Origin of the sequence: Kitasatospora purpeofusca (genome assembly GCF_000718025.1) — a bacterium.
Classification (GTDB): Bacteria; Actinomycetota; Actinomycetes; order Streptomycetales; family Streptomycetaceae; genus Kitasatospora; species Kitasatospora purpeofusca.
In genome coordinates, this window is the sequence record NZ_JODS01000031.1 from 83,802 (window position 1) to 101,204 (window position 17,403).

Sequence of the window (17,403 nt, forward strand, 5' to 3'; positions counted from 1 at the left end):
CTTACCGGTCAGTAAATTACCCTAAGGTAAGATCAGTTCTATGACAATGCTTCCCACCAGGGCCGGCACCAAGGGCATGCCCAGGGCCGAGCGCGAACGACAGGTTCTCGCCGCGGCCACCGAGGAGTTCGGCCGACGCGGCTACGAGGCCACCACCATGGCCACCGTCGCCGCCCGGGTGGGCGTCACCAAGCCCCTGCTGCACCAGTACTTCGGCAGCAAGCAGGACCTCTTCCTCGGCTGCCTCGAACCCGTCGGCGACCGGCTGCTGACCGCCGTCCGGACCGCCATGGCCGACCACGACAACGGCGCACCCCCCACCCCCCTGCGCGTGCTGCGCGCCCTCTTCGACGCCCTCGACGGGCAGCGCGAGGCATGGTTCGTCCTCTACGACCCCTCGCTGCCGCCCGGCAGCGAGGCGGCCCACCGCGCCGCCCACTACCGCGACGCCATCGACGAACTCGCCGCCACCGGCACCGCCGAACTCCTGCGCAGCACCGGGTCCGACGACCCCCTCGACGCCGACGCCCTCAAGTACGCCTGGCGCGGCCTGTGCACCACCCTGGTCCGCTGGTGGATCGAGCACCCCGACCAGAGCCCCGAGGCGATGGCAGGACGCTGCGCCCGGATCTTCGCCACCGCCCGGGCCGTCGATCCTGGCTGAGGGTCCGGCCACACACCACCGTCGGTCAGCGTTCTCCGTCAGCACCGCCGCGAACCGCCGTCGGGCGGCCGACAGAGCCGACCGCCCGACGGTGATCGCTGGGACGCTCAGCGACGGGAGCGCCGCGCCGCCACCAGCAGGCCACCGAGAGCGAGGAGCAGAACGGCGACCAGCAGCGCCGGCTTCGGGCTGCCGCTCCCGGTGGGCGGCAGCGGAGGCCGGGTCGTCGGGCTGGGGCTCGGGCTCGGCAGCCTGCGGACCGTGGTGGTGGTCGAGCAGTTGCCGCTCGTGCTCACCGCCGCCGCCCGCCGCGCGCCGGTCCCGCCCCCGCTGCCACTCCCGTTGGCGCCGCCGGAGCAGTTGGACCCGTCGGCGGTGAGCCGGTTGACGAGCGTCGCGCCACCCGCCCCGGGCTTCACGGTGACGGTGTAGCTCAGCGTCGCCGTCGCTCCGGGCCGGAGGTCCAGCGTCCAGGTCAGGCGAGGCGCCGCGTAGGCCGTCCGCCCGGTGTCGGCGCGGGCGTCGAGACCGTAGACCGCGCCGTCCAGGACCCCGGAGAGGTCGTCGGTGACGACGGCGCCGACGTACGTGCCACCGGCCCGGTTGGTCGCGGTGACGGTGTACGTGACCCGGTCACCGGGCTTGGGGTCGGTCGGCGTCGCGCGCTTGGTGAGCAGCAGGTCGTGCCGCACGGTGATCGGAACGGTCGGGGTGGCCACCGCGGTGCGGTCGCTCGCGTCCGGGTCCGGCCCGCCGGTCACCACCACCGTGTTGACCGGGACGGCCGTGGCGTCCGCGTCCAGCGTGCCGGTGAGCGTCCAGCCCGCCGTCCCGCCGACCGGGATCTCGACGGCCGGGCAGGTCGCCGTGCCGTCCGCGATCGGGCAGGCGGTGCCGTCGTCCGCCGCCATCGTGGCGCCGTTCACCCCCGCGGGCACCCGGTCGGTGACGACGACGTTCCGCGCCTGCGAGGGCCCGTGGTTGGTGACCGTCACCCGCCACTGGATCCGCTGCCCGGCGACCACCGGGTCGGTCAGCAGCACCTTGGCGACGCTCAGCCGCGCCTGCGCCGACGGCGACTCCGAGGGCGAGGCGACCGCCGTGTGCGTGGGCGTGGCCGGGTCGGGGCCGCCCGTGACGGTCGCCGTGTTGGTCGGCGTGACGGTCGCGCCCGGGTCGAGCGTCCCCTTCACCGTCCAGGCGAGCGTCCGGCCGACCGGGATCTCGACGGCGGGGCAGGTCGCCGTGCCGTCCGTGATCGGGCAGGCGGTGCCGTCCTGCGCGGTCATCGAGGCGTTCAGCACCCCGGCCGGGATCCGGTCCGTGACGACGACGCCCCGCGCCAGCGAGGGCCCGTCGTTCGTCACGGTCACCCGCCACTCGACCGGGGAACCCGGCACGACCGGGTTGGTCACCAGCACCTTGGCGACGGTCAGGTGCGCCTGAAGCACCGGCTCGACGGAGGGGCTGGCGACGGCGGTGTGCGTCGGCGTGGCCGGGTCCGGCCCGCCGGTGACCGTCACGGTGTTGGCCGGTGTGACGGTGGCGGCGGCGTCCAGCGTGCCGGTCAGGGTCCAGGTCCGGGTCGCCCCGACCGGGATCCCGACCGCCGGGCAGACGGCCGTCCCGCCGGTGATCGCGCAGGCGGTGCCGTCGTCCGCCGCCATCGTGGCGCTGTTCACCCCGGCGGGCACCCGGTCCGTGACCACCACGTCACGGGCCACGGACGGGCCCCGGTTGGTCACCGAGACCTGCCACTGGATCCGCTGCCCGGGCACGACCGGATCGGTCAGCAGCGCCTTGGCGACGCTCAGGCGTGCCTCCTGCACCGGCTCGACGGACGGGCTGGCGACGGCGGTGTGCGTCGGCGTGGCCGGGTCCGGCCCGCCGGTGACCGTCACCGTGTTGGTCGGCGTGACGGTGGCGCCGGCGTGGAGCGTGCCGGTCAGGGTCCAGGTCCGCGTCCCTCCGGCCGCGATCTCCACGGCGGGGCAGGTGGCGGTCCCGTCCGCGATCGTGCAGGCGGTGCCGTCGTCCGCCGCCATCGTGGCGTCGTCGACCCCGGCCGGCACCCGATCGGTGACGACGACGTTCCGTGCCCGCGAGGGGCCGTTGTTGGTGACGGTGACCCGCCACTGGATCTGCTGGCCGGGGACCACCGGGTCGGTGACCAGGATCTTCGCGACGACGAGGTTGGCCTGCGGCTCCGGGCTACCGGTCGGTGAGGCGACCGCCGTGTGCGTCGGTGTGGCCGGGTCCGGCCCGCCGGTCACGGTCACCGTGTTGGCCGGCGTGACGACGGCATCGGGGTCGAGCGTGCCGGTCAGGGTCCAGGCCAGGGTCTCGCCGGCCGCGATCTCCACGGCCGGGCAGGTCGCCGTCCCACCGGCGACGGCACACGCGGTACCGTCCTGCGCCGCCATCGAAGCGTTGGTCACCCCTGCGGGCACCCGGTCGGTGACGACGACGTTCCGCGCCCGCGAGGGCCCGTGGTTGGTGACCGTCACCCGCCACTGGATCTGCTGCCCCGGTACGACCGGGTCGGTGACCAGGATCTTCGCGACGACGAGGTTGGCCTGCGGCTCCGGGCTACCGGTCGGCGAGGCGACGGCGGTGTGCGTCGGCGTGGCCGGGTCCGGGCCGCCGGTGACCACCACCGTGTTGGTCGGCGTGACCGTGGCGTCCTGCGCCAGCGTGCCGCTCAACGTGTACGAGGCGGTCTCCCCGACCTCCAGGTCGATCGCCGGGCACGTGGCGGTGCCGCTCGCGACCGGACAGGCGGTGCCGTCCTCGTCCGAGGCCATGGCGGCGCCCGACACCCCGTCCGGCACCCGGTCCGTGATGACGACGTTCCGGGCCCGCGACGGACCGTTGTTGACCACGGTGACCCGCCACTGCACCGTCCGACCGGGCACCACCGGATCGGTCACCAGCACCTTGGAGACCGTCAGTTTCGCCTGCGGTGCCGGGGAACCGGTGGGCGAGGCGACGGCGGTGTGCGTCGGCGTGGCCGGGTCCGGGCCGCCGGTGACCACCACCGTGTTGGTCGGCGTGACTGTGGCGTCCTGCGCCAGCATCCCGCTCAACGTGTACGTGACGGTCCCGCCGACCGGGATCTCGACCGGTGGGCAGACGGCCGTGCCGCCCGTGACCGGACAGGCCGCCCGCGTCGTGTCCGGCGAGAGCGAGGCACCGACGACACCGTCCGGGATCCGGTCGCTCACCACGACGTCGCGGGCCAGGCTCGGCCCGTTGTTGGTCACGCTGATCCGCCAGGCGATCGACTCGCCGGGCACGACCGGGTCGGTGACCAGTGCCTTCGACACGGTGAGGATCGCCCGCGGCTCGACCGTCTCGCTGGCGGTCGCGGTCGCCGTGTGGGCGGTCGCCGTCGGATCGGGCCCGCCGGTGACGACGGCCACGTTGACCGGAGTGCCGGTCGCCGCCGGGTCGAGCGTCCCCCCGACGGTGTAGGAGACGCTGCCGCCGGCCGGGATCTCCACGGCGGGGCAGGTCGCCGTCCCACCGGTGATCGGGCAGGCGGAACCATCGGCGTCCGAGACCATGCTCGCGCCGTCGACCTGGGCCGGGACGCTGTCGGTGACGACCACGTTCCGGGCCCGCGACGGGCCGTTGTTGGTCACCGTGACCCGCCACTCGATCCGCTGTCCGGGGACGACCGGGTTGGTCACGAGCACCTTGGCGATGCTGAGGTTCGCCTGCGGAGTGGGCACGGCGGTGGGCGAGGCGACGGCGGTGTGCGTGGGTGTGGCCGGATCGGGGCCGCCCGTGACGGTCACCGTGTTGGTCGGCGTCACGGTCGCGTCCGGGGCGAGCGTCGCGGTCAGCGTGTAGGAGGCGGTCTGTCCGACCTCCAGCTCGATCGCCGAGCAGACCGCCGCACCGTCGGTGATCGGGCAGGCGGAGGCGTCGGCGTCCGACTGGAGGACGGCGTCGGAGACCCCGGCCGGGATCCGATCGGTGATCACGACATTGCGCGCCTTGGAGGGACCGTTGTTGGTCACCGTGACCCGCCACTGGACGACTTCACCCGGCACGACCGGGTCGGTCAGCAGCGCCTTGGCGACGGTCAGGCTCGCCTGCGGCGCCGGCGAGTCGGTGGGCGAGGCGACGGCGGTGTGCGTGGGTGTCGCCGGGTCGGGCCCGCCGGTGACCACCGCCGTGTTGGTGGGCGTCACCGTCGCGTCCTGCATCAGTGTGCCGCTCAGTGCGTAGGAGACCGTCTGCCCGACCTCCAGCTCGACGGCCGGGCAGACAGCCGTCCCGTCCGTGATCGGACACACGGTGCCGTCGGCGGCCGTCATGCTCGGCCCGCTCACCCCGTCCGGCACCCGGTCGGTGACCACGACGTTCCGGGCGCGGGAGGGTCCGTTGTTGGTGACGCTGACGCGCCACTGGATCTGTTGCCCGGGCACGACGGGGTTGGTGAGCAGCACCTTCGACACCGTCAGGTTGGCCTGCGGCGCGGGGGAGTTGGTCGGCGTGGCGACGGCGGTGTGGGTCGGTGTGGCGGGGTCGGGGCCGCCGGTGACCGTGGCGGTGTTGGTCGGTGTGACCGTGGCGTCCTGGGCCAGTGTGGCGGTGAGCGTCCAGGTCAGGGTCTGGCCGACGGGGATCTCGACGGCGGGGCAGGTTGCCGTGCCGTTGCTGATCGGGCAGGGCGTGTTGTCGGCGTCGGCCTTCATGCTCGCACCGGTCACACCTGGCGGGACGGTGTCGGTGACGACGACGTTCCGGGCGCGGGTGGGTCCGTTGTTGGTGACGCTGACGCGCCACTGGATCTGCTGGCCGGGGACGACCGGGTTGGTCAGCAGCACCTTCGAGGCGGTCAGGTTGGCCTGTGCCGTGGGCGTGTTGCTGCTGTCCGACCAGGATCTCGACGGCGGGGCAGGTCGCCGTTCCGCCGTTGATCGGGCAGTTGGTGCCGTCGGCGGCCGTCACGGCCGGGTTGTTGACCCCGGCTGGGACGGTGTCGGTGACGACGACGTCCCGGGCGCGGGAGGGTCCGTTGTTCGTCACGCTGACGCGCCACTGGATCTGCTGGCCGGGGACGACCGGGTTGGTCAGCAGCACCTTCGAGGCGGTCAGGTTGGCCTGTGCCGTGGGCGTGTTGCTGGATCTCCACGGCGGGGCAGGTGGCTGTGCCGTTGTTGATCGGGCAGTTGGTTCCGTCGCCGGCCGTCATCGTCGCGTTGCTGACGCCGGCCGGTACCTGATCGGTGACGACGACATCCCGGGCGCGCGAGGGTCCGTTGTTGGTAACACTCACCTGCCACTGGATCTGCTGCCCGGGGACGACGGGGTTGGTGAGCAAGGCCTTGGAGACGGTGAGGTTGGCCTGCGTCGAAGGCGTGTTGGTCGGCGTGGCGACGGCGGTGTGGGTGGGCGTCGCGGGGTCGGGGCCGCCGGTGACGGTCACGGTGTTGGTGGGCGTGACGGTCGCGTTGGCGTCGAGGGTTCCGGTGAGCGTCCAGGTCAGGGTCTGTCCGACCGGGATCTCTACTGCCGGGCAGGTCGCCGTTCCGTTGCTGATCGGACAGGTGGTTCCGTCGGCCGCTGTCATCGCGGCGTTGTTGACCCCGGTGGGAAGGGTGTCGGTGACGACGACGTCCCGGGCCCGGGAGGGTCCGTTGTTCGTCACGCCGACCTGCCACTGGATCTGCTGCCCGGGGACGACCGGATCGGTCAGCAGCACTTTCGACACGGTCAGATTCGCCTGCGTCGAAGGCGTGTTGGTCGGTGAGGCGACCGCGGTGTGCGTCGGTGTGGCGGGGTCGGGGCCGCCCGTAACTGTGACCGTGTTGGTCGGTGTGACTGTGGCGTCCTGGGACAGCGCGCCGGTGAGCGTCCAGGTGAGGGTCTGTCCGACCGGGATCTCTACTGCCGGGCAGGTCGCCGTGCCGCCGTTGATCGGACAGGTGGTTCCGTCGGCCGCTGTCATGGCCGGGTTGTTGACTCCGGCTGGGACGGTGTCGGTGACGACGACATCCCGGGCACGGGAGGGTCCATTGTTGGTGACACTCACCTGCCACTGGATCTGCTGGCCGGGTACGACCGGGTTGGTGAGGAGGACCTTCGACACGGTCAGATCGGCCTGTGCCGTGGGCGAGTTGCTGGGGCTGGCGACAGCCGTGTGGGTCGGGGTCGCTGGGTCGGGTCCGCCGGTGACCGTGGCGGTGTTGGTCGGCGTCACGGTCGCGTTGGCATCGAGGGTTCCGGTGAGCGTCCACATCGCGGAGGAGCCGGCCGGGATCTCGACGGCGGGGCAGGTTGCTGTGCCGCCGTTGATCGGGCAGTTGGTGCCGTCGGCGGCTGCCATGGCCGGGTTGTTGACCCCGGCTGGGACGGTGTCGGTGACGATGACGTCCCGGGCCCGCGAGGGTCCGTTGTTGGTGACGGTCACGCGCCACTGGATCTGCTGGCCGGGGACGACGGGGTTGGTGAGCAGCGTCTTGGACACGGTGAGGTTGGCTTGCGGCGAGGGGCTGGCGGTCGGTGAGGCGACGGCGGTGTGAGTCGGGGTGGCCGGGTCGGGGCCGCCGGTGACTGTGGCCGTGTTCGTCGGTGTGGTGGTCGCGTTGGCGTCGAGGGTTCCGGTGAGCGTCCACGTCATCGAGGACCCGGCTGGGATCTCGACGGCGGGGCAGGTCGCCGTGCCATTACTGATGGGGCAAGGCATGTTGTCGGCGTCCGCCTTCATGCTCGCACCGGTGACACCCGTCGGAACGGTGTCGGTGACGACGACGTCCCGGGCGCGGGAGGGTCCGTTGTTGGTGACGGTCACGCGCCACTGGATCTGCTGCCCGGGCACCACGGGGTTGGTGAGCAGCGCCTTGGAGACGGTGAGGTCGGCCTGCGTCGAAGGCGTGTTGGTCGGTGAGGCGACGGCGGTGTGGGTCGGGGTTGCGGGGTCCGGTCCGCCGGTGACGGTCACGGTGTTGGTCGGAGTGACGGTCGCGTTGGCGTCGAGGGTTCCGGTGAGCGTCCACATCATCGAGGAGCCGGCCGGGATCTCGACGGTGGGGCAGGTCGCCGTGCTACCGCTGATTGGGCAGTTGGTTCCGTCGGACGCTGTCATCGCGGCGTTGTTGACCCCGGCCGCAACGGTGTCGGTGACGACCACGTTCCGGGCGCGGGAGGGTCCGTTGTTGGTGACGGTCACGCGCCACTGGATCTGCTGGCCGGGCACTACCGGATCGGTGAGCAGTGCCTTGGAGACGGTGAGGTTGGCCTGGGCCGAAGGCGTGTTGGTGGGGCTGGCGACGGCGGTGTGCGTTGGTGTGGCCGGGTCGGGTCCGCCGGTGACCGTGGCGGTGTTGGCCGGAGTTGTCGTCGCGTTGGCGTCGAGCGTGCCGGTCAGTGTCCAGGCGACCGAGGAGCCGGCCGGGATCTCGACGGCCGGGCAGGTCGCCGTGCCACCGCTGATTGGGCAGTTGGTCCCGTCGGCGGCCGTCATCGCGGCGTTGTTGACCCCGGCCGGAACGGTGTCGGTGACGATGACGTCCCGGGCCCGCGAGGGTCCGTTGTTGGTGACGGTCACGCGCCACTGGATCTGCTGGCCGGGTACGACCGGGTTGGTGAGCAGAGCCTTCGACACGGTGAGGTTGGCCTGCGGAGTGGGCGAGTTCGTCGGCGAGGCCACCGCTGTGTGTGTGGGCACCGACGGGTCGGGTCCGCCGGTGACCGTGGCGGTGTTGGCCGGCGTGGCCGTGGCGTCCTGGGCCAGCGTGCCGGTGAGCGTCCAGGTCAGCGTCTGTCCTACCGGCATCTCCACCGCCGGACAGGTCGCAAGACCGTTGCTGATCGGGCAGTTGGCTCCGTCGGCGTCCGCCTTCATCGTGGCGTTGTTGACCCCGGCCGGTACCTGGTCGGTGACCACGACGTCCCGGGCGCGGGAGGGGCCGTTGTTGGTCACGCTGACTCGCCACTGGATCTGCTGTCCCGGCACGACGGGGTTGGTGAGAAGGACCTTCGACGTGGTCAGATTCGCCTGCGGAGTGGGCGAGTTCGTCGGCGAGGCCACCGCTGTGTGTGTGGGCACCGACGGGTCGGGTCCGCCGGTGACCGTCGCGGTGTTCGTCGGCGTGGCCGTGGCGTCCTGGGCCAGTGTTCCGGTGAGCGTCCAGGTGAGGGTCTGCCCGACGGGGATCTCGACGGCGGGGCAGGTTGCCGTGCCGCTGTTGATCGGGCAGGGCGTGTTGTCGGCGTCCGCCTTCATGCTCGCGCCGGTGACACCCGTCGGAACGGTGTCGGTGACGACGACGTCCCGGGCGCGGGAGGGTCCGTTGTTGGTGACGGTGACGCGCCACTGGATCTGCTGCCCCGGCACCACGGGGTTGGTGAGCAGGGTCTTGGAGACGGTGAGGTTGGCCCGCGTCGCGGGCGTGTTGGTCGGCGTGGCGACGGCGGTGTGGGTCGGGGTTGCGGGGTCGGGTCCGCCGGTGACGGTCGCGGTGTTGGTGGGCGTGACGGTCGCGTTGGCGTCGAGCGTGCCGGTGAGCGTCCAGGTCAGGGTCTGTCCGACCAGGATCTCGACGGCGGGGCAGGTAGCCGTACCGCCGCTGATGGGACACGGAGTGCCGTCGGCCGCCGCCATCGAGGCATTGCCGACCCCGGCGGGTACCTGGTCGGTGACGACCACGTTCCGCGCGCGGGAGGGTCCGTTGTTGGTGACGGTGACGCGCCACTGGATCTGCTGCCCGGGCACGACGGGGTTGGTGAGCAGCACCTTCGACACCGTCAGGTTCGCCTGCGGCGCGGGCGTGTTGGTCGGTGAGGCGACGGCCGTGTGGGTCGGTGTGGCCGGGTCCGGGCCGCCGGTGACCGTGGCCGTGTTCGTCGGCGTGGTGGTCGCGTTGGCGTCCAGCGTGCCGCCGAGCGTCCAGGTGAGGGTCTGCCCCGCGGGGATCTCGACCGCCGGGCAGGTGGCGACCCCGCTGCTGATCGGACAGTTGGCCCCACCCGTATCGGCGGTCATCGTCGCGCCGGTGATGCCCGTCGGCACCTGGTCCGTCACCACGACGTCCCGGGCGCGGGAGGGTCCGTTGTTGGTGACGCTGACGCGCCACTGGATCTGCTGGCCCGGTACGACGGGGTTGGTGAGCAGCACCTTCGACACCGTCAGGTTGGCCTGCGGCGCGGGCGTGTTGGTGGGTGAGGCGACGGCGGTGTGTGTCGGTGTGGCCGGGTCGGGGCCGCCGGTGACCGTGGCCGTGTTCGTGGGCGTGGTGGTGGCGTTGGCGTCCAGGGTCCCGGTGAGGGTCCAGCTCAGCGACGAACCCGCCGGGATCTCCACCGCCGGGCAGGTGGCGACCCCGCCGCTGATCGGACAGTTGGCCCCACCCGTATCGGCGGTCATCGACGCGCCGCTGACTCCGGCCGGCACCTGGTCCCGCACCACCACGTCGCGCGCCCGCGACGGTCCGTTGTTGGTGACGCTGACGCGCCACTGGATCTGATGTCCCGGCACGACGGGGTTGGTGAGCAGCGACTTCGACACCGTCAGGTTCGCCTGCGGGGAGGGGTTGGTGGTCGGCGAGGCGACCGCCGTCCGGGTGGATGCCGACGGGTCCGGGCCGCCACTGACCGTCACCGAGTTCACGGGCGTCGAGGTCGCGTTGGCGTCGAGCGTGCCGGTCAGGGTCCAGGTCTGCGAGGAGCCGGCCGGGATCTCGACCGCCGGGCAGGTGGCGGTGCCGCCGTTGATCGGGCAGCCGGTCCCGTCCGAGGCGGTCATCACGGGGGTGTTGACCCCGGCCGGTACCTGGTCGGTGACGACCACGTTCCGGGCGCGGGACGGTCCGTTGTTGGTGACGGTGACCCGCCACTGGATCTGGCGGCCGGGAACCACCGGGTCGGTGAGCAGGACCTTGGAGACGGTGAGGTTGGCCTGCGGCGAGGGCGAGCCCGAGGGTGATGCCACGGCCGTGTGGGTGGACGCCGTGGGATCGGGGCCGCCGGTGACCGTCACCGTATTGGCCGGCGTGGTGGTCGCGTTGGCGTCGAGGGTCCCGGTCAGGGTCCAGGTCTGGGAGGAGCCGGCCGGGATCTCGACCGCGGGGCAGGTGGCGGTGCCGCCGTTGATCGGGCAGCCGGTCCCGTCCGAGGCGGTCATCACGGCGCCGTTGACCCCGGCGGGAATCTGGTCCCGCACCACCACGTCGCGGGCCCGCGAGGGTCCGTTGTTGGTGACGGTGACCCGCCACTGGATCTGCTGGCCCGGTACGACGGGGTTGGTCAGCAGCGACTTCGACACCGTCAGGTTCGCCTGCGGCGACGGCGAGCCCGAAGGCGAAGCCACCGCCGTGTGGGTGGATGCCGTCGGGTCCGGGCCGCCGGTGACCGTCACCGTGTTCGTCGGAGTCGCCGTCGCGTTCGGGTCCAGCGTGCCGGTCAGCGTCCAGTTCAGCGCCTGTCCGGCCGGGATCTCGACCACGGGGCAGGTGGCGGTGCCGCCGCTGATCGGGCAGGTGCTGCCGTCCGGAGCCGTCATCACGGGGTTGTTCACCCCGGCCGGGACGGTGTCGGTGACGACCACGTTCCGGGCCCGCGACGGACCGGCGTTGAAGATGTTGACCCGCCACTCGATCCGCTGTCCGGGCACCACCGGGTTGGTCACCAGGGACTTGCTGACCTTGAGGTTGGCCTGCGGCGACGGCGAGCCCGAAGGTGTTGCCACGGCCGTGTGGGAGGAGGCCGCCGGGTCCGGACCGCCGGTGACCGTCACTGTGTTCGTGGGCGTGGTGGTGGCGTTGGCGTCCAGGGTCCCGGTGAGGGTCCAGCTCAGCGACGAACCCGCCGGGATCTCGACCGCCGGGCAGGTGGCGACCCCGCCGCTGATCGGGCAGTTGGCGCCGCCGGTGTCGGCGGTCATCGACGCGCCGCTGACCCCGGCCGGCACCTGGTCGGTCACGACGACGTTCCGGGCCCGGGACGGTCCGTTGTTGGTCACGGTCACCCGCCACTGGACCGGCTGACCCGGCACGACCGGGCTGGTGAGCAGCGACTTGGAGACGGTGAGGTTGGCCTGCGGCGAGGGGCTCGCGGTCGGGGAGGCGACGGCGGTTCGGGCGGTGGCCCCCGGGTCGGGACCGCCGGTGACCACCGCCGTGTTGGTGGGTGTCACGGTGGCGTTCGGGTCCAGGGTGCCCGTGAGGGTCCAGGTCTGCGAGGAGCCGGCCGGGATCTCGACCGCGGGGCAGGTGGCGGTGCCGCCGCTGATCGGGCAGTTCGCCCCGTCGACACCCTGGCGCATGGAGGCGCCGGTGACGCCCGCGGGCACCTGGTCGGTCACGACGACGTTCCGGGCCCGGGACGGCCCGTTGTTGGTCACCGTCACCCGCCACTGGATCTGCGCGCCGGGGACGACCGGGTTGGTCAGCAGCGTCTTCGAGATGGTGAGGTTGGCCTGCGGCGAGGGGCTCGTGGTCGGGGAGGCGACGGCGGTGCGGGTCGAGGCCGAGGGGTCGGGGCCGCCGGTGACCAGTGCCGTGTTGGTCGGCGTGGCGGTCGCGTTGGGGTCGAGCGTGCCGGTGAGGGTCCAGCTGGCGGTGCCGTTCACCGCGATCTCGACGGCGGGGCAGGTGGCGGTGCCGCCGCTGATCGGGCAGGCGGTGCCGTCCTGGTCGTTGGCCATGCTCGCGGCGGTCACACCGGCCGGGACCTGGTCCGTCACCACGACGTTGCGGGCGCGGGACGGGCCGTTGTTGGTGACCTTGACCTGCCACTTGACCTGCTGGCCGGGTACCACGGGGCTGGTCAGCAGCGTCTTGGAGACGACCAGGTTGGCCTGGTTGGCGGGCGGGACGGGGTTGGCGGTGCTGGTGCAGCTGGGGGAGCAGTTCGGATCGGTGGTGCCGCCCGGCGGGGTGACGGTCGCCCGGTTGTCGAGGGAGCCGGTGGCGTCCGCCGGGACGGTGCCGGTGAGGCGGTAGGTGACCTGGCCGCCCGCCGGGAGGTCGACGGTGGTGTTGATGTCGCCGGTGCCGGAGGCGGGGGTGCCGCAGCTGCCGCCCCCGGCGGCCGTGCAGGTCCAGGTGAAGTTCCGGATCGTGGTGGGCAGGGTGTCCTTGACCGAGGTGCCGACGGCGTCCGAGGGGCCGTCGTTCTTGACCACGATGGTGTAGGTGAGCGGCTGGCCGGGCACGTACGGGTTCTTGTCGGGGGTCTTGGTGACCGACAGGCCGGTGGTGACGCGTCCGGGGGTGTCGACGGTGCTGGAGCAGGTCGGGCCGCAGTTGGGGTCGGTGCTGGCGGCCGGTCGGGTCACGGTCGCGGTGTTCGACAGGGTGCCGGTGGTGGAGGAGGGGACGGTGCCCGTGACCGTGTAGGTCACGGAGCTGTTGGCCGCGATCGTGGCCGTCGTGTCCAGGTTGCCGGTGCCGCTCGCGGCGCCGCAGCTGCTGCCGGTGCCGCCGGACGCGCAGGTCCAGGTGAACCCGGACAGCGCGGACGGCAGCGCGTCGCGGACGGCGGCGTTGACGGCCGGCGCGGGTCCGGCGTTGCTCACCACGAAGGTGTAGGTGAGCCGCTGTCCCGGGACGTAGGTGGTGGGGGAGGCGGTCTTCCTCACGGACAGGCCGACCTGGGTGACCCATTCGAGGACGATCTCGCCGTTGCCGCCGTCGGTGTAGCCGCCGCCGTCGCCGATTCCGCTGCCGCTGGTGTACTGGGCGTCGCTGCGGCCGCCCGAGGTGCCGCCGACGCCGTTGCCGCTGCTGTTGGTGCCGTTGGAGGTCTGCGTGTTGGTGACGCCGGTGCCGCGGTTGTAGCCGGAGCCGCCGCCGCCCATGCCGTTGGCGTCGAGCGTGCCGCCGCGCTGGCAGGCGCCGCCGCCACCGCCGTAGTAGCCGCCGCCGCCTCCGCCGCCGCCCTCGTTCTGCGGACTGGAGGCGCCGCGGCCGCCCTGGTACTGGGCTCCGGCGGTGGGGGCCGCGCACGCCGTCTGGGTGGCGGCGGCGCCGCCCGCGCTCTGGGTGCCGCCCCGGCCGGAGGCGGTGGGCTGGTTGTCCTGGCCGCCGTTGCTGCCACCGCCGCCGCCCGCCGCCGGGGTGGTGGCGTCGGCGCCGGGGGAGGAGCCGCCGCCGCCACCGGCCACCACCAGCGGGTTGGTGCCGGAGGCGCCGTTCCACACGGCGCTCATGCCGCCGCCGCTGCCGCCGGTCGCGCTGGATCCGTTGGCGGCCGTGAAGCCCTGACCGCCGGCGCCGCCGCCGCCGTACGAGGAGGTGGTGCTGTTCATCCGGCCGCCCTGGCCGACGGTGAGGGTGAGCGCCTGACCGGGCGTCACCGCCAGGGTGCCGGTGGTGTAGCCGCCACCGCCGCCGCCGTACTGGCCGGTGTAGTAGGCGCGGGGGGAGCCGGCGCCGCCGGCGCCGAACACCCGGGCGTAGACGGCGGTCACGCCGGCCGGCACGGTGAAGGTCTGGTCGCCGCCGCTGTAGGTGACGCGGGTGCAGTTGGTGAAGCTGCCGGTCGGTGTGCACGCGGTCAGCGCGCGCTCCTCCCGGGGCAGGCCCTGCGGACCGTAGGCGGGCGGGGCGGCGGCGAGCGCCAGTCCGCCCTGGGGGACCAGGCACAGGAGCGCGAGCGCGCCGCGCATCGTGGTCCGGAACCGAGCGCCGAGCAACGACCTCACCGGGGCCATCCGGCGTCTCCTCTCGCGACCGTGCACGCACGGGCACAGCTGGGCGGACAACACGACAAATCAGGCGAATGCCCGCAGATGAGATCAGAGACTGCCGAGAGGGAGCGCCCATTGGGACGACCTGATGACGTGTCAGTCAGCTTTTGTGTCGGAATCCGCGCTTTCGGCCCATCCCGGTCACCGTTCGGCGCAATCGGGTGGAGCGTGCCCCGGGGCGGGGCGGGGCCGCCCTTCCCCGGGGCACATGTGGCGGAGCGTCAGCCGAAGACCGGCACGGTGTCCAGGATCGCGAGCCGCGCGTTGGCCGTCCTGATGCTGCCGCAGAGCACCTGCGCGCCGCCGACGCGGTAGTCCTCGCCGCTGCCGGTGGCCTTGATCGCGGCGCCCTGGAGCGAGGTGTACTGCTTGTCCTGGAGGTCGTCCTTGCGCAGGTCGCGGACGACGATGAGCTTGCGCACCAGGTCGCCGGCGCCCTGCTGGGTGGCGAGGGCCTTCTTCTGGTCCTCGCTCAGCTTGGCGAAGGCCGCGTCGTTCGGCGCGAAGACGGTGACGTTCTCCATCGAGTCGAAGATGTCCTTCGCCTTGGCCGTCTTGACCAGGGCGGACAACTGGGAGAGGTCCTTGGTCTGGTCGATCGCGCCCAGCACCGGCAGACGGCCCATCGCGTCCAGGCTGCCGGCGCCGTCGCCGGGCATCGCCGCGCAGGCCTGGCCGAAGGCCTTCTCGGGCGGCGGGGGCGCGACGGCCACCGGGCCGGGCCCGCCGGTCCCGGCGTCGACGCCGCCGCAACCGGCGAGCGGGGCGACGGCGAGCACCAGGGCCGTGAGGAGGACGGGGCGGTGGGTACGGCGGCTCATACGGGGATCCTCCAGGGGGAACCGGTCGAATCGTGCCGGATACGCCCCAGATGGTGACACCGCGCCGAGCCGCCGCCCGGGAGATCGGGCCCGCACCGCCCCGCCCGTCACCCGTGCGGAGCCGTCCCCGGACGGGTGACGGCTCCGCACGGGCCCACGTCGCTAGGTGGTCCGGGTGGGTTCGACGGCGCCGAGCGGGGCGGCAAGCGACTCCAGGCTGCGCCGTTCCGCCTTGACGCCGATCACCGCCTCGACCAGTCCGGCGAGGGTCATCAGGGTCGCGCCGATGCAGAACGCCAGCGTGGTGTCGGAGACCTTCCCGCTGCTCACCAGGCCGTTGAACAGCAGGGGGCCGCTGATGCCGCCGACGGCGGTCCCGACGGCGTAGAAGAAGGCGATGCACATCGCCCTGGTCTCCAGCGGGAAGATCTCGCTGACCGTCAGGTAGGCGGAGCTGGCGCCGGCGGAGGCCAGGAACAGCACGGCCGTCCAACAGGCGGTCATGGTGACGGCGGACAGCGAGCCCTGCTGGAACAGCAGCGCCGTGCCGAACAGCAGCACACCGGAGCCGATGTAGGTGCCGGCGATCATCGGTTTGCGTCCGACGGAGTCGAACAGGCCGCCCAGCAGCAGCGGTCCGAGGAAGTTGCCGACCGCGATCACCGCGAAGTAGTAGCCGGTGTCGCCCTCCGGGACGGCGAAGTACTTGGTGAGGATCACCGCGTAGCCGAAGGTCACCGCGTTGTAGAGGAAGGCCTGCCCGATGAACAGGGCCAGGCCGAGCACGGTGCGGCGCGGATAGCGGGTGATGACCGTGCGGGCGATGGTGCCGAAGCCGAGCGGGCCGCGCTCGCGGATGAGGATCGGCTCGCCCTCGACGGGCGGCAGTTCCCGGCCGTACTCCTCCCGCACGATCCGCTCGGCCTCGGCCACCACCTCCTCGGCCTCCCCGGCCCGGCCGTGGGTGAACAGCCAGCGCGGACTCTCCGGGACGTGCCGGCGCACCAGCAGGATGACCAGGCCGAGGACCACGCCGATGCCGAAGGCCAGCCGCCAGCCCACGTCGGTCGCGAACAGGGCGGTGTTCAGCAGGGCGATCGAGGCGAAGGCGCCGATCGCCGCGCCGATCCAGAAGCTGCCGTTGATCACCAGATCGATCCGGCCGCGCACCCGGGCCGGGATCAGTTCGTCGATCGCGGAGTTGATCGCCGCGTACTCGCCGCCGATGCCGAATCCGGTGAAGAAGCGGCAGAGGAAGAAGAACCAGGCCGTCCAGGAGAACGCGGTGACGGCGGTGGCCGCCAGGTAGACCGCCAGGGTGATCATGAAGAGCTTCTTGCGGCCCAGCCGGTCGGTCAGCCAGCCGAAGAACAGCGCGCCGCTGCACGCCCCCGCGACGTACACGGCGGCCGCGATCGTGGTGACCTGGGTCGTCGTGATGGAGATCCCGCTGCCGCTCTGGGCGAGCCGGGCCGCCATGTTGCCGACGATCGTGACCTCCAGACCGTCGAGGATCCAGACCGTCCCCAGCCCGATCACGATCCGCCAGTGCCAGCGGGACCACGGCAGCCGGTCCAGCCGCGCGGGGACGTCCGTCTCGACGACCCCGTCACCGGGGCGGTCCTGGGCGGGTGCCGGTTGCGGCACCTCCCGCTCCGTGCCCTTCGCCGGGTCGGCCATGCTGAACCCCTTCCCTCGCGCCGGTAGGACCCCCGGCGTCTGCCCGGATCCCGCAGGAGCACACCACACCACACCGCCGCGCCCGTCCTGCGCATCCCGCCCGCCCCGCCGCGCCGTGGCCGGTGGGCGGGCGGCGGTGCCCGCCCACCGGTGTCCATTTGCGGCAACTCGGCTGCCGGCTCTGGTGGTCGGGGGCACGTCGGGACATGCTGGCGGCGGCGGTGCGGCTCACCCGATCGGCCCAGGGGAGCGCCGTGCCGACCGGGCCCCGCACTCGAACCCCCTACTCGGATCCGTACGGAGGAAAGGCCTGTTCCTCATGGACGGGACGCTGGATCGGTTCCTGCCCGTCCACGGGCACCGAACGGTGCACGGGATCACTCCGGCGGCGTCACCTGAGCAGGCGCGGGCGGCGCTGCAGAAGGTGACCCCGGCCGACCTCCCGCCGCCCCGGACGCTGCTCGTGCTCTTGGTCCGCCCGGGTGTCGGCCTGATCCGGCGCAGCGCCCTCGCCGCTGTCGGCCGCCACTGCGAGG

At 72.7% G+C, this 17,403-nt stretch carries 4 protein-coding genes and 2 pseudogenes; 1 reads left to right on the plus strand and 5 read right to left on the minus strand.

All coding sequences use genetic code 11. The features are described from left to right. The first annotated feature begins 40 nt into the window (after positions 1-40). Positions 41-664, plus strand: coding sequence for a TetR/AcrR family transcriptional regulator (locus tag IF01_RS0132725; protein WP_030397231.1), 624 nt, complete (start codon positions 41-43; stop codon positions 662-664). Between the two features lie 107 nt (positions 665-771). On the opposite strand, the gene IF01_RS0132730 is transcribed toward IF01_RS0132725, so the two are convergent. From IF01_RS0132730 to IF01_RS0132745, 5 genes and pseudogenes are all read right to left on the minus strand, one after another. After that, positions 772-5,502 (minus strand): DUF7927 domain-containing protein, encoded by a 4,731-nt coding sequence (locus IF01_RS0132730; protein ID WP_030397232.1) that lies wholly within the window; start codon positions 5,500-5,502, stop codon positions 772-774. A gap of 100 nt (positions 5,503-5,602) precedes the next feature. Then, a pseudogene (locus IF01_RS51625) lies at positions 5,603-5,758 on the minus strand (hypothetical protein); the annotation flags it as partial. A 52-nt stretch (positions 5,759-5,810) separates the two neighbouring features. Beyond that, positions 5,811-14,330, minus strand: a pseudogene (locus IF01_RS47080) (hypothetical protein); the annotation flags it as partial. A gap of 257 nt (positions 14,331-14,587) precedes the next feature. After that, a complete protein-coding gene (locus IF01_RS0132740) occupies positions 14,588-15,187 on the minus strand; it encodes a fasciclin domain-containing protein (protein WP_051742378.1) in 600 nt (199 codons plus the stop codon). Between the two features lie 162 nt (positions 15,188-15,349). Beyond that, on the minus strand, positions 15,350-16,867 hold the full coding sequence (locus IF01_RS0132745) for an MFS transporter (protein ID WP_078880506.1): 1,518 nt from the start codon (positions 16,865-16,867) through the stop codon (positions 15,350-15,352). Positions 16,868-17,403: the final 536 nt, after the last annotated feature.

Coding starts and splice junctions, on each gene's coding strand:
- IF01_RS0132725 (WP_030397231.1), top strand. CDS start 41: ATGACAATGCTTCCCACCAGGGCCGGCACCAAGGGCATGCCCAGGGCC.
- IF01_RS0132740 (WP_051742378.1), bottom strand. CDS start 15,187: ATGAGCCGCCGTACCCACCGCCCCGTCCTCCTCACGGCCCTGGTGCTC.
- IF01_RS0132745 (WP_078880506.1), bottom strand. CDS start 16,867: ATGGCCGACCCGGCGAAGGGCACGGAGCGGGAGGTGCCGCAACCGGCA.